Source organism: Solimicrobium silvestre (assembly GCF_002976435.1).
GTDB lineage: Bacteria > Pseudomonadota > Gammaproteobacteria > Burkholderiales > Burkholderiaceae_D > Solimicrobium > Solimicrobium silvestre.
Genome location: NZ_PUGF01000001.1, coordinates 255,567 through 272,750, shown reverse-complemented (window position 1 = coordinate 272,750; position 17,184 = coordinate 255,567). Strand labels below are relative to the sequence as shown.

The window sequence follows — 17,184 nt, the reverse complement described above, 5'->3', positions numbered from 1 at the left end:
GGAATTTGTACTATGACAACGACTGTCAATAATAGCGAATTTGAATTTATACAAGGACTTACCGCAGATCTTTCAGCACCCGTGCTGATATTTCCTACTTCCTTGAAAACCACCATGAATATCCGGCATGCGATCATACAGGACAATATTTCTAATGATAATCTGGCACGTATCATCAGCACTGAACCGGTTTTGTCAGCCCAGGTCCTCAAATTAAGTAATTCAGCGGCATTTAACTCTACCGGCAAAGTGACCACCGAATTACGCAAAGCGACGATGCGACTTGGCTTTGCCAAGGTGCGAAATTTAACGATTGCTGTTGGGATGAAGCAACTTGCCGCGCATCAAGACGTGAATGGTGAGATTTCTGTGTTGATGGAAGGATTATGGAGTCGAAGTTTGCGGGTTGCTGCGTTATCGCACGTAATTGCACAAAATCTGACCAAGGTAAATCCAGATGACGCCATGTTAGCTGGCTTGTTACACGATGTTGGTAAATTTTATATTTTGAATCGGGCTAAACATTATCAATCGCTATTTACCTCACATCAGGCGCTCTGGAATGTGGTGGATGATTGGCATTCTAATATTGGTGCGGCCATTTTAGAAAATTGGGAAGTTTCCGATGATATTCGTAATGCCGTTCAAAATTTTGGTAACCCGAAATATGAACATTTGGGTGCGCTCGATTTAACGGATGTGATCGTTGCTGCTGATATTTTGGATGCACATTTTGATGACAGATCAAAACGGAAATTGAACTGGGATGAACTCCCTACGGTATTACTTCATTTAGAGCTTGATGCTGAAAAAAGCGAACAATTGCGTGAATCTACTAAAATAGAATTAGATCAGCTGCTGGGATCAATTAGTTGATTGCGTGCATAAAATAAGACGATGTTCGCCTACCCACATAAAACAACGCTGCTTAATTAATGCTCTGCTTTAGAAAAAACCACCAACCATCTGCGCAGTAATAAAACCTCAACATGCCCGGCATTCACACCAGCGCGGCATTCAATCACTGGGTTCGTTGGATAAAAACGTTTGCGAAAATCTTTGCAAACGCTGACTTCTCTTGGGCCAAAACGCAGCAAAAATGAACTGTTAATGGTTGAAGATGCGCTGTTAAAACTTGATTGCAACTGATAAGTCGTATTTAAGTAAGCCATGGTTATCTCCCTGAATTGGTTAAGTGCTGTGATTAATATAAATCAGAAACACTGTGCATGCAACCAGTACCTGTAAAAATAAACAGTAGTGTTGCTGGTTGTGCTCATTGATAATTTGTTTACAAAATAGGTTTAGCGCGGGATGTGATAGGCTCGGTGGCGATGGCTGAACCTGTAAAATAATTCAATTTCAACAATGAATAGCTCAAAATAATATTTTTCACATACTCCTGCAATTTAGTGAGCGCACGTTGTGGTGTAACATTCGGTATTCGTTTTTCTTCTGGAGATTTTTTGTATGTTTTTACATGTTGAGCCGTATGCGGGTGACCCGATTTTGTCGCTGAATGAAGCGTTTGGTAAAGATCCGCGTACCAATAAGATTAATCTTTCTATCGGTATTTATTTTGATGATGCCGGCAAAATTCCGATGTTACCTTCAGTGCGTGCTGCAGAACTTAAAGTTGTTGCCGAAGCAGGAGCGCGCCCTTATTTACCGATGGAAGGCGCAGCCAATTTCCGCACAGCGGTGCAACATTTATTGTTCGGAGCAGAGCATGCTGCGTTACAAGCCGGACGCGTAGTGACGATACAAACAGTGGGATCTTCCGGTGGTTTAAAAGTCGGTGCTGATTTCATCAAACGCTATTTTCCAAATACGACGATTTTGGTGAGTGACCCAACTTGGGACAACCATCGCGCCGTATTTGAAGGCTCTAACCTCACAGTAGAAACTTACCCGTATTACGACGCAGACACTGGCGGTTTGCGGTTTGATGCGATGTTGGCGGCATTATCAAAAGCCGAAAAACACAGCGTGGTTTTACTGCATGCGTGCTGCCACAATCCGACCGGAGTTGATTTAAACAACGAACAATGGCAGCAATTACTGCCGGTGCTGCAAGAGCGTGAATTAATTCCTTTCCTTGATTTAGCTTATCAAGGTTACGGTGCAGGCATTCAAGAAGACGCTTATGCGGTGCGCTTATTTGCCGATTCCGGCATCAGCTTTTTTGTAGCGAATTCGTTCTCAAAAAGCATGAGTTTATATGGCGAACGTTGTGGCGCATTAAGTGTGGTTTGCCCAGATGCGGCACAAGCCGTGAACGTGCTGGGGCAACTCAAAGCCAATATCCGCCGTAACTATTCTAACCCGCCTATGCATGGTGGTCAGTTGGTCGCGCGGGTGCTTACTGATCCAGAATTACGTGCGCAATGGGAAGCCGAAGTCTCAGCGATGCGTCTGCGCATCCAAGCTATGCGTCGTCAATTGCATGCGGTACTTAGTGCAAAATTACCGGGGCGTGATTTTAGTTATTTCTTAACTCAGCACGGCATGTTTAGCTACACCGGTTTAAACCCGGCACAATGCGATCGCTTAAAAGAAGAGTTCGGCGTATATATTTTGCGCTCAGGCCGTATGTGCGTGGCTGGTTTAAATACAAGTAATGTGGAAGCTACCGCGAATGCGATGGCGGCTGTGTTGGCTTAATTAATAGCTGGATAAAAAAAAGGGGCTGCATCATACGATGCAGCCCCTTTTTTATTAACCTAGCTTAAATCTTAATGATCAAAACACAGCTTACTTGCTTCAGTAAATGCTTCTTCGGCTGATATACCACTTTCCATCATGCGGGTAATTTCTTCGGAATGTTCACGGATATCCGACGGCAAAGTAGCGCGATTGGTTTTGTAATATTCGTATTTTTGAATCGCAATTTGTTCTTTAGCTTTTGCCAAAGCAGAACCACCGCGTGGGCTGCTGGTTGTTCCTACGCTCGTACTACTTGCGACACGGCGTGTGCGGGTTGCAGTAGTTTTTACAAGTGGGGAGTTGATTCTGACTAAGAGCGCTTTAACCTGTTCCAATGAGTAAATAGTGGCTGAGATTTTGCTCGTAAATTCTTCTTCGTCAGTTTGAATTAACAAATTACCGCTATCAAAGGACATTTTTTTACCAGCCGTGTTGATGACTTGGTAATTAGGGCCATGAATTGTGCCGTTAGTTGAAAATTGTGCGTTATCGCCGTAGGCCTGCATTTTTTCGATAACATTTTTAAGATAAGCTGCAGAGAGGGTTGCTACATCGCCATTCCAGCGTTTATTTCTTTTCGTATTCAAAATGCGTTGCTTCCAAAAAAGTGTAAAAAATAAGCACGAAACACAGTTGTTTAAGTCGTGCTGTCATTCTTCATTCAGCCCTCTATTATCCTCCGTCCCGAATTGATTCGGACAGAGTAGCTTAAATATATTTTTGGGAAGCGCCGTTTTTTTAAGCAAACGATGTTTAGCAGTCAACTAACAAGCGAATACGTTCGTAACCCGCGCGACTAATCGGTATTTGTGTGCCGTTATTCAATACGGCGCTTAGGCTATCTTTATTGATTCGTTCGATTCGATTTAAATTAACTATATTGATTAAGTATGAACGATGTATGCGCACAAATTGTTTGGCATCTAATTGCGCTTCAATATCGCTTAGTGGCTGTGTTTTTAAAATCGATTTACCTTCGCTATGGATCATGATGTAGTCGTCTTGCGCTTCAATATAGTCAATCTTACTTACTGAAATAAAGTGCAGTTGCCCGCGGTCACGAATCACGATACGGTCTAATTGCGATTTGGTGATTAAATTAATCAGGTTGGCTGATTTCTGCCCAATTAATTGCCGCGCCTGATTTAAGGCTGCATCAAAACGCTGTTGCGAAAACGGTTTGAGTAAATAATCGACTGCGTGTAAATCAAATGCTTTCAGCGCGTACTCATCAAATGCGGTCGTAAAAATAACACCCGATTGTCGCCCGGTTACTTCTAGCACTTCTAAGCCTGACATTTTCGGCATTTGGATATCTAGAAAAATTAAATCAGGCGCAAGTTCGCTAATGGCTTGAACTGCTTCCAGGCCATTTTCACATTCACCAATAATCTGCATATCCGTATGTTTGCTCAGATATTCGCGGGTTAAGCGGCGTGCCAATAATTCATCATCAACAATTAAAATATTCATTTTTGTTTAGCTTATTTTGTTTAACTTAATTGGAGCGGAAGGGTTATTTCAACTGAAAAACTGGTGTCGGTTTTATTCCATTGAATGCTCGCCTGGTTACCGTATACATTCATCAAGCGCTGTTTGATATTTTTTAAACCCAAGCCATTGCCAATCGTGCTGGAAGGCGTTTCATCGCATGGATTTTCAATGGAAATATGCAGCCAGTTATCACGTACCAGGCCTGTTAAGCGAATGACACCGCCGTCAGATAAATCGCGTATGCCATGCTTGATCGCGTTTTCAATCAAGGGCTGTAACAGCATAGGAGGAAGCAAGGCGATTTGAGCCTGATCTTCGATATTAAATTCACTTTGCAGTTTGCTGCCAAAACGAATTTTTTCGACTTCTAAAAAACTGTCGCACAGTGCGATTTCCTTGGCAAGTGCAATAGTTGTCTGCTCTGACAGTGCAAGACTCTGACGGAAAAATTGTGCTAAAGCGATCGTCATTGCGCGAGCTGCTACGGTGTCAATACTGGTCAGCGCACTAATCGAATTAAGGCTGTTAAATAAAAAATGCGGATTAATCTGTGCGCGCAGCATGTGTAATTCTGCTTCACGCGCCAAAACACGTGACTTTGCGGCACTCAGTTCGGCATTGCGAATGTTATCGAGCGCAATTAAGCCATCGTGCAATAGCAGTGAAATTAAATAACATCCACAACCAGCTGAAAACAGTAACGAAACACTGTTTGGGGTGAACGTAATTGACCACCAGTCGAGAGACGTCGCGAGATTATTCCAGCCTAAACATAACGTTAGCCAGATGCCGCCGGAAAACAATGAGGCGCCACAAAAAAGTACAACGGTAGGGATTAAGCGCCGCCCAGTCATCGGCAAAGAACGGCAAACATAGTAAGCCGAGCTAGCAACAAAGCCGTAGATAACAACCACCGGCAAAGAAAAAAGTAGGGCGGTGCTCCATGAAGCCAGCCCTGTTAGCGCCAAAAACTTGGCGATCAGCATACCGACCAACAACCATGCAACGAGGTAGCTGATTAATTTACGCAGATCTGAGAGGATTGGATGCATGGATTAGTTGAGTTAATAAGTTAATTTTTAATTTCAACGCCACCCATTACTACCACGCCAGAAATGACCAGACGTTTGGCCGAATTCATCGGTGGTACGCTTTGATCTTCAATGCCACCCAAAATAGGAGTGCCATTTAATACCACCACCCAGTCGTTTGGAACCCTTATTTCAACGCTGCCAAAAACGGAAAAAACATGAATAGTCGCTTCATTTTGTAGCGATGCGCTGCGTAAATCGAGTTCTACACTGCCCATAAAGGTATTTATATCGCCACCTTGAAAGTTGGGCGTCGCATTGCTAGATTTGCTGCCGCTCAAGACGGCGACTATTTCTACTGAATCCGAGTTATTGATCTGGGTAGAGTCTGTCAAAAAAGTGCCATTATTTTCCGACTGATTGGCATTTCTATTTACTCCCCTGAAAATAAAAGAAATACCCATGGCAATGATTAAAACTGGCCACCATTCGCGCCAATGGAATGCAATTATCCCTAGATTTTGCAAAGTCAGCAGTACGCCGAGACCAAGGAGCGAGACACCAAAAAAATAGCTTGATCCGTTGCGTGGCTGGCTGATTCTTAAAACGCCAAGAATGATAAATACAACTGGCCAAAATGACAGTATTTGATGTGTATCAAACCAGCCTAAATTATCGATCAGTGACAACACACCGATGATGACAATGAAAACACCCAAGATAAGCCGGCTTTGCGGACTTCTATGTTGGCGTTTGTAGCCGGAATATTTGCTCATGATGCACTTTCGTTATTCACGCTGTTTTTTATAAATAGGGTAGTTGTGATGTAACACAAACCTAAGGCGATAAGAATAATCGGCCAAGTCACCGCAAAAGTCCATCCCCATAGATGTGCCAGGCAGGCAAACAACCAAAAACTGAGCAGTATCTGGAAAAATCCACTAATTTTACGATGCGTATTTTGTGAAAAAAGTAGCTTGTTTAAACCAAACATAGCTAATATAAGCGGCCAATAATTCATCATGGAGTTGTTTTCAATGATGTTAAACCGTTCAAGTAAAAAAAGACTTCCCACTATTATTAAGGCCAGGCCAAAGAATATTTTTTTACTGGCGTGATAAGAAGCGCCTTCTTGGTAGCATTTAAGCTGAGTCAATTGATCGTTATTCATGTTAATTCCTCCTGAAAAGTGAATGTGAGTAGAAGATATCCACTCTCAATAACAAAGTCTTGCGATTTTCGGTGAGTGACGGGGTTAAGTCGGTGATTAGCGAAACCAAAGTAATTAGCTTGATTTAATGATGGTAATGGATGGAAAAACCACCCTATGCGATAATTCAGCACTTCCAATTTCCAGCTTGAGGTAATTTTGATTCAGCGCGGCACTCAAAGACATGACTAGCTGGGTAACGCATTTTCAGCAATGGTGGCGTAGCTCAGATAAAACCACGACACGTCTTCTCGTGGCTGTAGTCATTTCGCTCGCCTTGCATGCAGTGTTATTACTGCTGCAATTTGGTGAGTACGGAGAAGGTCTGCCTGGTTTTGAATTGTCATTGGGGGATAGACGTGCACGTACGCCTGAAATCCATCTTAATTTACAAGATCCGGGTAATCACCCATCCGCTAATTCAACTGCACATATAGAGAACTCACAGCTGGCGGATACGTTGCCACCGGTTGTCACGCCTTTACCAATACCACCATTAGCGTCCACTGCTTTTGATTTAGTGCCGTTGCCAAAGCCAGTTGAAGTTCCTAAAGTTATTGAGCCAATTCCAACTCCGCCCGCTAAAACGAGTGTTAGAGCACCGCGCACAAAACCAAAGCTAATTACGACACTCAATGACGCAACTTTTAAAGTTGCCAGTGCAGAGCAAGCCGTTATTGAGCCGCAGATGGCGGAACAAGAGCTGCCAGCGGAGATTAAACCGCCAATAGAAGAACCGGAGCAAGCTAAACCGATTGAAGCAATGCCGGACGCAGAAAAGCTGGCGACGGAGAAGGCTGCGGCTGAAAAGCAGGAAGCTGAAAAACTAGCGAAACAAAAAGAATTGGAAGAAAAACAGGCTGCCAAACAAGAAGCGCAATTAAAAGAGCAAGCAGAACAAGCAGAGCAAGCGAAACAGCAGCAGGCTGCCGCCGACGCAGCACAAAGACAGGCTAAAGCGCTGGAGCAGGAAGTAGAGCATAAAAAAGAGCAAGAGAATCAGCAAAAGATGCAGAAGCAGCAAGCGGACTTACAGGCAGCTAAAGAGCGGGAGCAGCAAGCTCAGGCTGCAGCGCAGTTGGCAGCGAAACTCAAACAAGATGAATTGGCTAAGCAGCAGGCACAAGCTGAACGTGAAAAAGCAGAACAAGCTATTTTAGCTGCGCGCACTGCACTTGAGGCCGAGCAACGCAAATTGGCAGAAGCCGTTCGTATAGAGCAGCTTAAAAAAGAACAGGCTAAAAAAGAGCAGCTAGAGCGCGAATTAGCTGAGGTAAAGCGTGCTGAGCAAGAACAGAAAATGAAATTGGCTCAGCAAGCGGAACAACTTAAAGCTCAGCAACGCGAAAATGAACTTAAATTGGAAGCGAGTCGAGCTGCTGCGCAGGCTCAAGCAGACGCTAAAGCGCGGGCTGAAGAAAATCAACGTCAACGTAGCAACGATTTAGATGAAGTGTTGGGCACTTCGTCAGGTTCTTCAGCTGGAGCAGGCTCCGGCGCGGCTAAACCGAATTTAGATAAATTGTTATCCGGCCGCTCTTTTGATTTTGATAAAAATGGCGATGCGCTTAAATCGAATGCAGCTGCAAATCTGCCTGCGCTCAAATCTGAGCACACTTCTGGAGTGCGCCGTTCGATATTTGGTAGTAAAAATATTGATGTGGGTTTGAAATTATATATACAAAGCTGGCGTCAAAAGCTGGAAGGTAATGGCCGGTTAAATTACTCGCAATCCTCCAAAAATCATATGCATACCGACCCGATAGTTACGGTCTCGATACGCAGCGACGGCAGTGTAGAAAATATCGTGATATTGCGTTCCAGCGGACGTCCAGATATGGATGAAGCAGTGCGGCGCATTGTGACTGTGAATGCGCCTTACAGTGTGTTCCCCGTTAATTTGGCGAATAAATACGATGTGATTGATATTCGCCAGGTGTGGATATTTGATGATGTGTTGCGCATCACTGACGAGATGCGCTAGCCAGTGGATAGTTTTCTGGGTACGAAAGTGCCATTACTGTTCAATTTACGAGCTCCTGGATTCCCGCCTGCGCGGGAATGATGTAAATGAAGGTATCGCTTTTAACCCCTTGCGGATGTCCACAAGGGACAGCCTATGCAAACCTTAAGCCCCTAGCTTGTATTCGCCACCTTGTTTGAGTGCCCGTTGATAAGCAGGACGCTCTTGAAAACGCTGCGTATAACTGGCCAAATGGGGATAGTGTTCCAACAGGCCGCGCGCTTGCGCAATTTCTGCGACAAAGCTATTTTGAATATCCGCCGCGGTAAATTCGTCGCCCATTAAATATGCCTGACCTTCCAGCGCACTATTCATGTGACTCAAATGATTGTTAATTTCACCGCTGATGCGTGGTTGCAGGGCGGCCGCTGCGTCACCTAAACGACTGGTGTACAGCGCTAATAAAAACGGCAACATCGCGGAACCTTCGGCAAAATGCAACCATTCAAGATAACGGAAATAGGCTGGCGTTGCAGGCTTGGGAGTTAACTTCCCGTTGCCGTAGCTTTGCACTAAATATTCAATAATCGCGGCAGATTCTGCTACTACCAAATCACCGTCCGAGATAACCGGAGATTTACCTAATGGATGCACGGCTTTTAATTCTGGCGGTGCTAAACGGGTGATGGGATCACGTTGATAATGAATAATTTGATATTCTAAACCTAGCTCTTCTAGCAGCCAGAGTATCCGTTGTGAACGTGAATTATTAAGGTGATGTACTGTAATCATGGCTATCCTAAAAAGTATGTGGTTGTGCAAAACTCGGTGCAAAAATTCTAATCGATGAACTTAAACCTGCCAGGCACCATCTCGATATATTACCGCGTCATCTAAACTTACGGTGACTGTGGCGGCGAATACATCAACATGGTATTTCGCTTCAGCCCGGCGTATTTGCGGTTTGGTATATACACCATGTTTAGCACCGAGCGACAGGTGTATTCCGCACATGCGTTCATAAGTGCCAATATCGCTGACGGTACGCTCGGCACTAAACGCCCGATTCATACCGAAACCTAATTCGCGCAGCCAAATTTCACCCTCCGCTTCACGAATCTGTTGCAAGACTAGATCAAATTCGGGCGTGGAGTTTTCTACATCTGTCACGCGGCCTTTATTGATGATTAAGGTAATTGGGTGCTCGGGCTGGTTGACGGTAAAACTCGTGTCGCCAAATACAAAAATTCGCACCCGTCCATGCACTGCTTCCAGGTCTTGCGCTTCAGTAAACACTTCGCCAATCGGGAATTGTCCGCCGATATTGGTCATTTCACTGTAATCACCAATATTTAGTTTAGCCGCTTCAAACGCGCTGCCAAAGATCAATTGCGCTCCTTCGCCGCTATCAACCATGCCGTGTTGAGCCTGGTCTATACGTTGCTTCAGTGCGCGTCCAACGGTGCGGTAATAGTTTGGGTCGTAGGCTAATGATGCAACGTAATAGGGGATTTGCTCGTCATTCATACGCGCCAAATGCGGATGTTCAATCACTTTTAGTTGACGTTTAAATAGTTCAACCCGGATCCGAAAGGCTTCTAAACGAAAATTGGTAGACTGAATTAATACGACTAAATCTGCCGCTACTAATGGCGCAAAAGCCTCCAGAACGAATTCTGGAGTTACGGTATCAAAGTTGATAAAACGTGCATTAGGTAGGCAGCGCTGATAAGCCGCGCAAAGAATCTGGGCTAATTCACAACGCTGGTCAAACACGACGACGGCGGAATGCGTTTTATTATGTTGTAGCGCAATAGATAAAATATCATGGACATGCTGTGCGCTTGAATCTGCCAATGTTTCCAATAATGAAAGTGGCGGCGTGCTTTGATGATGACTAATGTGCATTTCCATAATGATGAGGTGGTGCTAAAGTTGTATTACTTGCATGGATATTGTTTGGATTGCGTCTAAATCTGCGTTACAAAACAGATTCATAAAAAAATTAACGGAACTTTGTCAACTTAATTGGAAGTGACTGCGTTTTTAGTCGTACATCAAACAATATGGCCTAGTTGGAAATTATCGCTAATTGATGATTCCTACTTGGAGAATGGAAAACATGATCTACGAAATCTTAATCCGCGGTAATAATGGTAAGCAAATGTCATCAGATAACTTAATCTGGATTGAAAGTAATTTGCCAACCCGTTCCTTCGAACAATGGTTACTCAGCCGTGATTTGTTGAATCATTCCGGCACAGCGCCTGTGGTACGTTGGAGTATTGTCCAAACTAAACGCCCTGCGCATTTTGTGCTGAGCACCCAAGCTGCCGCGTTAGAACAGCGCATCGCAGACTTAATGAATCCGCCAGTACGGATTAAAAAGGTGGCTCGCGTTATTAATGTGTTACCTAATTTTGTTCTTAACGCGTTTTCGATGGCAGCCTGAGTTTGTCGGTTTGCTAATGAGAGGGGACAATGCCCCTCTCATCATTACGTGTTACTTCCCCCAACTATCTTTTAGTGTTGTCACCCGATTAAATACCGGCTTGCCTGGTGTTGAATCGACGCGGTCAGCCACGAAGTAGCCGTGCCGTTCAAACTGGTACTTGTCATCCGCTTGCGCAGTTTCAATTCCAGCTTCTAAATAAGCATTCACCACTTGCAGCGCATTCGGGTTGAGCAAAGTCATAAAGTCTTTGCCGCCAGCGTCCGGGTTTGCGTCGGTAAATAAACGATCATACAAGCGGACTTCGGTTGCGACGGCGTGAGCAGCGCTGACCCAGTGCAAATTACCTTTGACTTTATAGTTGGCGCTACCTTCGGTGCCGCTTTTACTATCCGGGAAATAGGTGCAATGCACGGCAATCACGTTGCCATCGGCATCTTTATCGCAGCCGGTGCATTCCACTACATAGCCGTAACGCAGTCGTACTTTATTGCCGGGGAACAGGCGGAAGTAGCCTTTGCTTGGCACTTCCATAAAGTCGTCGGCTTCTATCCATAATTCACGGCTGATATTAAATTCACGGTTGCCGCGCTCAGGATGATGCGGGTGAACTGGTGCGGTGCAAGCGATGCTGACGTTTTCCGGGAAATTATCAATAATTAATTTCAATGGGCGTAACACAGCTACCGTGCGTGGTGCTTTAGGGTCTAAGTCTTCGCGCAGACATCCTTCCAACGTGCTGTAATCAATCCAGCCGTCAGAGCGGGTAACGCCGATTCGTTCGCAGAATAATTGAATTGATTCCGGCGTATAACCACGACGGCGAATCCCGACGATAGTCGGCATACGCGGGTCATCCCAGCCGGATACCGTGCCATTTTCAACTAATTGGCGCAACTTACGTTTGCTGGTGACAACATAGGTCAGGTTTAAACGGGCGAATTCAAATTGATGCGGCACCGGTTGTTTAAAGAAACCACCTTCGGCGCAACGCTCAATTACCCAGTCATAAAACGGACGGTGATCCTGGAATTCCAAGGTGCAGATGGAATGAGTAATCTGTTCAATCGCGTCCGATAACGGATGTGTGAAATCGTACATCGGATAAATACACCAGTCATCGCCAGTGCGGTGATGATGCGCATGACGAATCCGGTAAATGGCGGGGTCACGCATATTCATGTTCGGCGAAGCCATCGCATCTTCACTGATTTTGGCGCGCAAAATATGTGCGCCGTCTTCAAACTCACCGGCTTTCATGCGACGCAGTAAATCTAAAGATTCAGCAGCAGGGCGGTTGCGGAATGGTGAATTTTTTCCCGCTTCGCCAAAGTTACCGCGATTGGCCGCCATGTCGGCAGCAGATTGGCTATCAACATAGGCGTAGCCGGTTTGAATCAAATATTCAGCCATCGCATACAGTTGATCAAAATAATCGCTGGCGTAATGCAAGTATTCGGTTTCAATCGCATCCTCGTCCTGCTTCCAGTCAAAACCTAACCAGCGTACGGAATCCATGATGGTATCAACGTATTCTTGGTCTTCTTTTTCTGGATTGGTATCGTCAAAACGTAAATGGCAGCGTCCAGCATAGTCGCGGGCCAGGCCAAAATTTAAGCAAATCGACTTGGCATGGCCAATATGTAAATAACCGTTAGGCTCTGGCGGGAAGCGCGTAATGACTTTCGGCAGACCTGGGCGTGTATGTGTGCCAGCGGCTAAATCAGCCTCAATAATGGCGCGTAAAAAATTAGAACTAGGCGTTGCACTTATTTCATTGCTCATGTTGTAGGCGATCTAGACGTCAAAGATTAAAAAATTATGCGACATTTTACCGTAGCAAGCCGCACCTGTAAGGTTTGTATAGGTGAAAGTGAGGTTGAGGTGCTAATAGATTAACTAATTCCTCCAAAGCATTGCATGACCAGTTCACGCAACCAGCAATTGGCCGGGTCATTCTCGGCATTTTCATGCCAATATAAATACACATCAAAAGGAGGCATTTTGAGGGGTAAAGGCCAAATTTGATTGTCTAAATGCTTGTTAGCCAGTTGCGCATACTTACCGGGCATGGTCAGCAGCAAGTCGGATTCACTCACCACTAAACTCGCGGCAAAATAATGCTGACAGCGCAAGCCGATATGACGTTGGTGGCCTTGGCGCGATAATTCTAAATCTTCCAAGCCAGGCCCAGTCCGGCGCGATGAAACTAGCACATGATTTTGCTTGAGGTAGTTGGCTAAAGTGAGCTTCTTTTTGATGCCAGGATGGTTGTTGCGTGCTACTACAACCATGCTGTCGCGTGAAATCAAGCGTCTGCGGATGGGCGCTGGGAATGGCAATAATACATCTACGGCTAAATCCAGCGAACCCGCCATTAATTCAGACTCTAATTCACTCCGCTCTACTTTCACGCTAGCTAATTCAACTTGCGGCGCACTTGTTTGTAGGGCATTGATGAGTTTGGGTAACGCGGTGCTTTCTAACACATCACGAAAACCCAGCGTAAATTGGCGCGAACTAAGCAAAGGGTCAAAGCGCCGACTATTATTAACGCTGACATCCAGGGTTTGCAGCGCCGTGCGAATTTGTCCGATAAGGCTATGCGCTAATGGGGTTGGCACCATGTTGCTGCCTAAGCGCTGAAATAAAGGGTCGTTAAGTAATTCGCGTAACCGCCCAAGCGCGTGGCTTAGTGCTGGTTGGCTCAGGTTCATGGTTTTGGCGGCGCGGGTAATACTGCCTTCGCTATAGATAGCTTCAAACACCACAAACAGGTTTAAATCGATTCGGCTTATATGCATAAAATGAATTATAGGTGATTCAAACTATTCATTGGATTGATTTTAATTGTATGCCTAAAATGCTCAATCCAGCCTAACCGGAGCATCCCATGAATTTCGCTTTTTCCAGCACTGCACAATCGTATATCAATCGCTTGCAAGACTTTATGGCTGAGCACGTTATACCTGCCGAAGCCGTTTATTTTAGCCAACTTAAACGTGGAGAACGGCCTTGGGTTGTACCGCCGGTCATGGCAGACTTGAAGGCGCGTGCCAAACAGGCAGGATTATGGAATTTATTTTTAGCCGCCGATGAACATAATAAAGTGCATGGTGCAGGCTTAACAGGTTTAATAGGTCTAAGTAACGCCGACTATGCCCCGCTGGCTGAAATTATGGGGCGTTCATTCATTGCGCCTGAAGTCTTTAATTGCAACGCGCCAGACACCGGCAATATGGAAGTGCTGGTTAAATACGGCTCTGCTGAGCAACAGCAGCGTTGGTTGCAGCCGTTATTAAGTGGTGAAATTCGTTCGGCATTTTGTATGACGGAACCTGACGTCGCTTCTTCCGACGCCACCAATATGCAAGCAACGGCAATAGTGGAAGGCGATGAAGTGGTATTGAATGGTGTTAAATGGTGGAGCACCGGTATTGGCCACCCTGATTGCCGTGTTGTGATTTTTATGGGTTTGTCTGACCTGAATCCGAAAGCGCCAAAACACTTACGTCATTCGATGGTGCTGGTACCGATGGATACACCTGGTGTGAAAATTGAACGGATGTTGTCGGTGTTTGGTGATCAGGATGAACCATACGGACATGGTGAAGTGAGTTTTACCAATGTGCGTTTGCCCGTCAGCAGTATTATTGCCGGTGCCGGACGTGGTTTTGAAATTGCCCAAGGGCGTTTAGGCCCGGGGCGGATTCATCATTGCATGCGGGTGATCGGTGCAGCAGAACGTGCCCTGGAATTAATGTGTAAGCGTGCTGTGCGGCGTGTGGCATTTGGTCAGCCATTGGCAGATTTGGGCGGTAATTCAGACATCATCGCCAACGCGCGTATAGCAATTGAACAGGCCCGTTTGCTGACCTTAAAAGCCGCATGGATGATCGATACCGTTGGGGTAAAAGCGGCCATGAGCGAGATTGCACAGATTAAAGTTGTGGCACCGAATGTGGCGCAAATGGTGATAGACCAAGCGATACAAATATTTGGCGCTGCCGGTGTTGGCGCGGATACGCCGCTTGCCGCCATGTACGCCAACGCGCGAATATTGCGCTTGGCTGACGGCCCAGATGAGGTTCATCGCAGCATGATAGCCAAGCTTGAATTGAAGCCGTATCGAAACTCTTTATAACGCATACAAAAAGAAGGCCATATTATGACGCTACTAGATCAAGCCGGTAAAGTACGCAGCGGTGAAGAATTGCCGCTGGAACAAATTACCGCGTTTTTAAACAATGCGGGCATGAACTTGAATGGCATACCAGAGCTAAGCCAATTTCCGGGTGGCGCATCCAACCTGACGTATTTGTTGAAATACGCTGATGCCGAATTGATTTTGCGTCGCCCCCCAATCGGTCATAAAGCGAAATCGGCACATGACATGGTGCGCGAAGCCAAGTTGATGCAAGCGTTGAAGCCAGTCTATAACTATGTACCAAAGGTGCTAGCTATTTGTGAAGACAGCACTATTATGGGATGTGATTTTTATGTCATGGAGCGCATACACGGCATTATTCCACGTCAAAATATGCCGGAAAGTCTAAATTTGACAGTGCAAGATACGCATACTTTATGCCTGAACGTGATCGATAAAATGATCGCGTTACACCAAATCGATTATCAAGCCGCCGGTTTGCAAGGGTTAGGGCGCGGCGCAGGTTATGTGCAGCGTCAAATTAGTGGCTGGAGCGAGCGGGCAGTTCAAGCAAAAACAGACAACTCGGCCGATTTTTCTGAGATAGTTGCCTGGCTAGAGCAACACAAGCCAGCACAAGACGCAGCTACCTGTTTAATCCACAATGATTTTCGGTTTGATAATGTGGTGCTCAATCCGCAAAATCCATTAGAAGTTATCGGCGTGCTGGATTGGGAAATGGCGACACTGGGTGACCCATTAATGGATTTAGGAAATACTCTGGCGTACTGGGCGCAAAGCGATGACGATGCCATCTTTTTATCGATGCGCCGTCAGCCTACCCATTTGCCCGGCATGCTAACGCGTCAGGAGGTGATTGCTTATTACCTGGAGAAAATGGGCCTTGAGGTTGAAAATAGCGACTTTTATGTCATCTTCGGTCTGTTTCGTTTGGCGATCATTATTCAGCAAATATACTATCGTTATCATCATGGGCAAAACAAGAATCCGCAATTTGCCGAGTTTGTAAACATCACTAATTACCTGCAAAAGCGTTGTTTGAAACTGATCGCGAATTACTCAAGGGGATAAGAATGAAAACCGCAATAATGTTGATGGTGGCTTTGGTCGCTTTGGAACATGTCTATTTTTTAGTGCTGGAAATGTTTTTATGGACCAAACCCAAAGGCCGAAAAATTTTTGGTCTGACCGAGCAATTTGCCAAAGACAGTCAAGGTCTGGCTGCTAATCAAGGTTTATATAACGGTTTTTTGGCCGCTGGTTTGTGCTGGAGTTTAGTGCATCCAGATGCGCACTACGCAGATCAGTTACAACTCTTTTTTCTGGGTTGCGTTATCGTCGCAGCAGTTTTTGGTGCAGTAACGGTAAAACGTTCTATTTTATTTATACAAGGAATTCCTGCCATGTTAGCTTTAGCTTTGGTATTGATTGGTGCATAAAAATGGATGCAATTTATTTAGTACGTCATGGCCAGGCCAGTTTTGGTTCTGCAAATTACGATCAACTTTCTGAGTTAGGCGTACGTCAGTCGCTGTTGTTGGGGCAGTGGATGCGGCAATCGCAACAGTCGGTAGAAACATTGGTTTTAGGTGGGATGCAGCGGCATCACCAAAGTGCTGAAGCTTTTGTGGAAGGCTTCGGCTCCCCAGAGCATTTGCATCCGCAACACTGGTTAGTGGAGCCTGGTTTTAATGAATTTGATCATGAACAAATACTGCATCGAAGCCGCCCGGAATTTGCCGATTCACTTCAGTTGATGCAATTTTTAGCCAGTCAGGATCAGCCGCGTAGTGTTTTTGAGCGCATGTTTTCTGACGCGTTGGCGCGCTGGATGAATGGCGAGAACGATGTGGATTATGTAGAAAGTTGGAGTGCTTTCCAAACTCGTGTGAGTTGCTCATTGAAGGCACTAACCACTGAAAAATTAATTACTCAAAACACCATCGTGTTTACTTCAGGCGGGCCAATTAGTGTGGCTTGTCAGCAATTACTGGCGGTACCTGACACGCATTTAATGCAACTCATGGTGGGTATGGTGAATAGCGGCGTCAGTAAATTATTGCACAGCGATGGGCAAATAAATTTAGCCAGTATGAATACCATCGCGCATCTTGAACTACACAATGATCAAAGTTTAATCACTTATCGCTAAATTATTTA

General features: G+C 45.3%; 18 protein-coding genes. 8 read left to right on the top strand and 10 right to left on the bottom strand.

Translation table 11 applies throughout. The annotated features are described in order from the left end of the window. Nucleotides 1-12 precede the first annotated feature (12 nt). Entirely contained in the window at nucleotides 13-876 is an 864-nt protein-coding gene (locus S2091_RS01180) for an HDOD domain-containing protein (RefSeq protein WP_105529945.1), read from the top strand. 56 nt (nucleotides 877-932) lie between these two features. On the opposite strand, the gene S2091_RS01175 is transcribed toward S2091_RS01180, so the two are convergent. Then, nucleotides 933-1,172 (bottom strand): hypothetical protein, encoded by a 240-nt coding sequence (locus S2091_RS01175; protein WP_243405263.1) that lies wholly within the window; start codon nucleotides 1,170-1,172, stop codon nucleotides 933-935. 298 nt (nucleotides 1,173-1,470) lie between these two features. Here S2091_RS01175 and S2091_RS01170 point away from each other — a divergent pair, with 298 nt between their 5' ends. Then, the gene (locus S2091_RS01170; RefSeq protein WP_105529944.1) at nucleotides 1,471-2,664 is read left to right on the top strand and encodes an amino acid aminotransferase; all 1,194 of its coding nucleotides are present in this window, start codon (nucleotides 1,471-1,473) and stop codon (nucleotides 2,662-2,664) included. Between the two features lie 71 nt (nucleotides 2,665-2,735). On the opposite strand, the gene S2091_RS01165 is transcribed toward S2091_RS01170, so the two are convergent. The 5 genes from S2091_RS01165 to S2091_RS01145 form a co-directional block, all read right to left on the bottom strand. Continuing rightward, the gene (locus S2091_RS01165; protein WP_105529943.1) at nucleotides 2,736-3,293 is read right to left on the bottom strand and encodes a hypothetical protein; all 558 of its coding nucleotides are present in this window, start codon (nucleotides 3,291-3,293) and stop codon (nucleotides 2,736-2,738) included. Between the two features lie 166 nt (nucleotides 3,294-3,459). After that, on the bottom strand, nucleotides 3,460-4,179 hold the full coding sequence (locus S2091_RS01160; RefSeq protein WP_105529942.1) for a LytR/AlgR family response regulator transcription factor: 720 nt from the start codon (nucleotides 4,177-4,179) through the stop codon (nucleotides 3,460-3,462). A gap of 20 nt (nucleotides 4,180-4,199) precedes the next feature. Then, the gene (locus tag S2091_RS01155) at nucleotides 4,200-5,252 is read right to left on the bottom strand and encodes a sensor histidine kinase (RefSeq protein WP_105529941.1); all 1,053 of its coding nucleotides are present in this window, start codon (nucleotides 5,250-5,252) and stop codon (nucleotides 4,200-4,202) included. A gap of 20 nt (nucleotides 5,253-5,272) precedes the next feature. Continuing rightward, nucleotides 5,273-6,007, bottom strand: coding sequence for a LiaI-LiaF-like domain-containing protein (locus S2091_RS01150; protein WP_105529940.1), 735 nt, complete (start codon nucleotides 6,005-6,007; stop codon nucleotides 5,273-5,275). Then, complete coding sequence (locus S2091_RS01145; RefSeq protein WP_105529939.1) at nucleotides 6,004-6,402, bottom strand: LiaI-LiaF-like domain-containing protein; 399 nt, start codon at nucleotides 6,400-6,402, stop codon at nucleotides 6,004-6,006. The genes S2091_RS01150 and S2091_RS01145 overlap by 4 nt, the downstream gene beginning before the upstream one ends. Nucleotides 6,403-6,625: 223 nt before the next feature. Between S2091_RS01145 and S2091_RS01140 the strand changes: the two genes are divergently transcribed. Then, on the top strand, nucleotides 6,626-8,425 hold the full coding sequence (locus tag S2091_RS01140) for a TonB C-terminal domain-containing protein (RefSeq protein ID WP_105529938.1): 1,800 nt from the start codon (nucleotides 6,626-6,628) through the stop codon (nucleotides 8,423-8,425). A 144-nt stretch (nucleotides 8,426-8,569) separates the two neighbouring features. Here S2091_RS01140 and S2091_RS01135 read toward each other — a convergent pair whose 3' ends face one another. Next, nucleotides 8,570-9,196, bottom strand: a complete 627-nt coding sequence (locus S2091_RS01135) for a glutathione S-transferase family protein (protein WP_105529937.1) — start codon at nucleotides 9,194-9,196, stop codon at nucleotides 8,570-8,572. Nucleotides 9,197-9,256: 60 nt separating this feature from the next. Next, on the bottom strand, nucleotides 9,257-10,318 hold the full coding sequence (locus S2091_RS01130; RefSeq protein WP_423828222.1) for a M29 family metallopeptidase: 1,062 nt from the start codon (nucleotides 10,316-10,318) through the stop codon (nucleotides 9,257-9,259). Between the two features lie 208 nt (nucleotides 10,319-10,526). Between S2091_RS01130 and S2091_RS01125 the strand changes: the two genes are divergently transcribed. After that, nucleotides 10,527-10,856 (top strand): hypothetical protein, encoded by a 330-nt coding sequence (locus tag S2091_RS01125; RefSeq protein ID WP_133166837.1) that lies wholly within the window; start codon nucleotides 10,527-10,529, stop codon nucleotides 10,854-10,856. A 51-nt stretch (nucleotides 10,857-10,907) separates the two neighbouring features. On the opposite strand, the gene S2091_RS01120 is transcribed toward S2091_RS01125, so the two are convergent. Continuing rightward, nucleotides 10,908-12,641, bottom strand: a complete 1,734-nt coding sequence (locus S2091_RS01120) for a glutamine--tRNA ligase/YqeY domain fusion protein (RefSeq protein ID WP_105529935.1) — start codon at nucleotides 12,639-12,641, stop codon at nucleotides 10,908-10,910. A 110-nt stretch (nucleotides 12,642-12,751) separates the two neighbouring features. Beyond that, entirely contained in the window at nucleotides 12,752-13,660 is a 909-nt protein-coding gene (locus S2091_RS01115; RefSeq protein WP_105529934.1) for a LysR family transcriptional regulator, read from the bottom strand. Between the two features lie 89 nt (nucleotides 13,661-13,749). On the opposite strand from S2091_RS01115, the gene S2091_RS01110 reads away from it, so the two are divergent. The 4 genes from S2091_RS01110 to S2091_RS01095 are packed head-to-tail and all read left to right on the top strand — an operon-like array spanning nucleotide 13,750 to nucleotide 17,176. Then, nucleotides 13,750-15,000 carry an acyl-CoA dehydrogenase family protein gene (locus S2091_RS01110; protein WP_105529933.1) on the top strand — a complete coding sequence of 417 codons (1,251 nt, stop codon included), beginning with the start codon at nucleotides 13,750-13,752 and terminating at the stop codon, nucleotides 14,998-15,000. Nucleotides 15,001-15,021: 21 nt separating this feature from the next. Next, nucleotides 15,022-16,095, top strand: a complete 1,074-nt coding sequence (locus S2091_RS01105; RefSeq protein ID WP_423828225.1) for a phosphotransferase family protein — start codon at nucleotides 15,022-15,024, stop codon at nucleotides 16,093-16,095. A gap of 2 nt (nucleotides 16,096-16,097) precedes the next feature. Next, nucleotides 16,098-16,463, top strand: a complete 366-nt coding sequence (locus S2091_RS01100; protein WP_105529931.1) for a DUF1304 domain-containing protein — start codon at nucleotides 16,098-16,100, stop codon at nucleotides 16,461-16,463. A 2-nt stretch (nucleotides 16,464-16,465) separates the two neighbouring features. Then, nucleotides 16,466-17,176, top strand: coding sequence for a histidine phosphatase family protein (locus tag S2091_RS01095; RefSeq protein ID WP_105529930.1), 711 nt, complete (start codon nucleotides 16,466-16,468; stop codon nucleotides 17,174-17,176). Nucleotides 17,177-17,184: the final 8 nt, after the last annotated feature.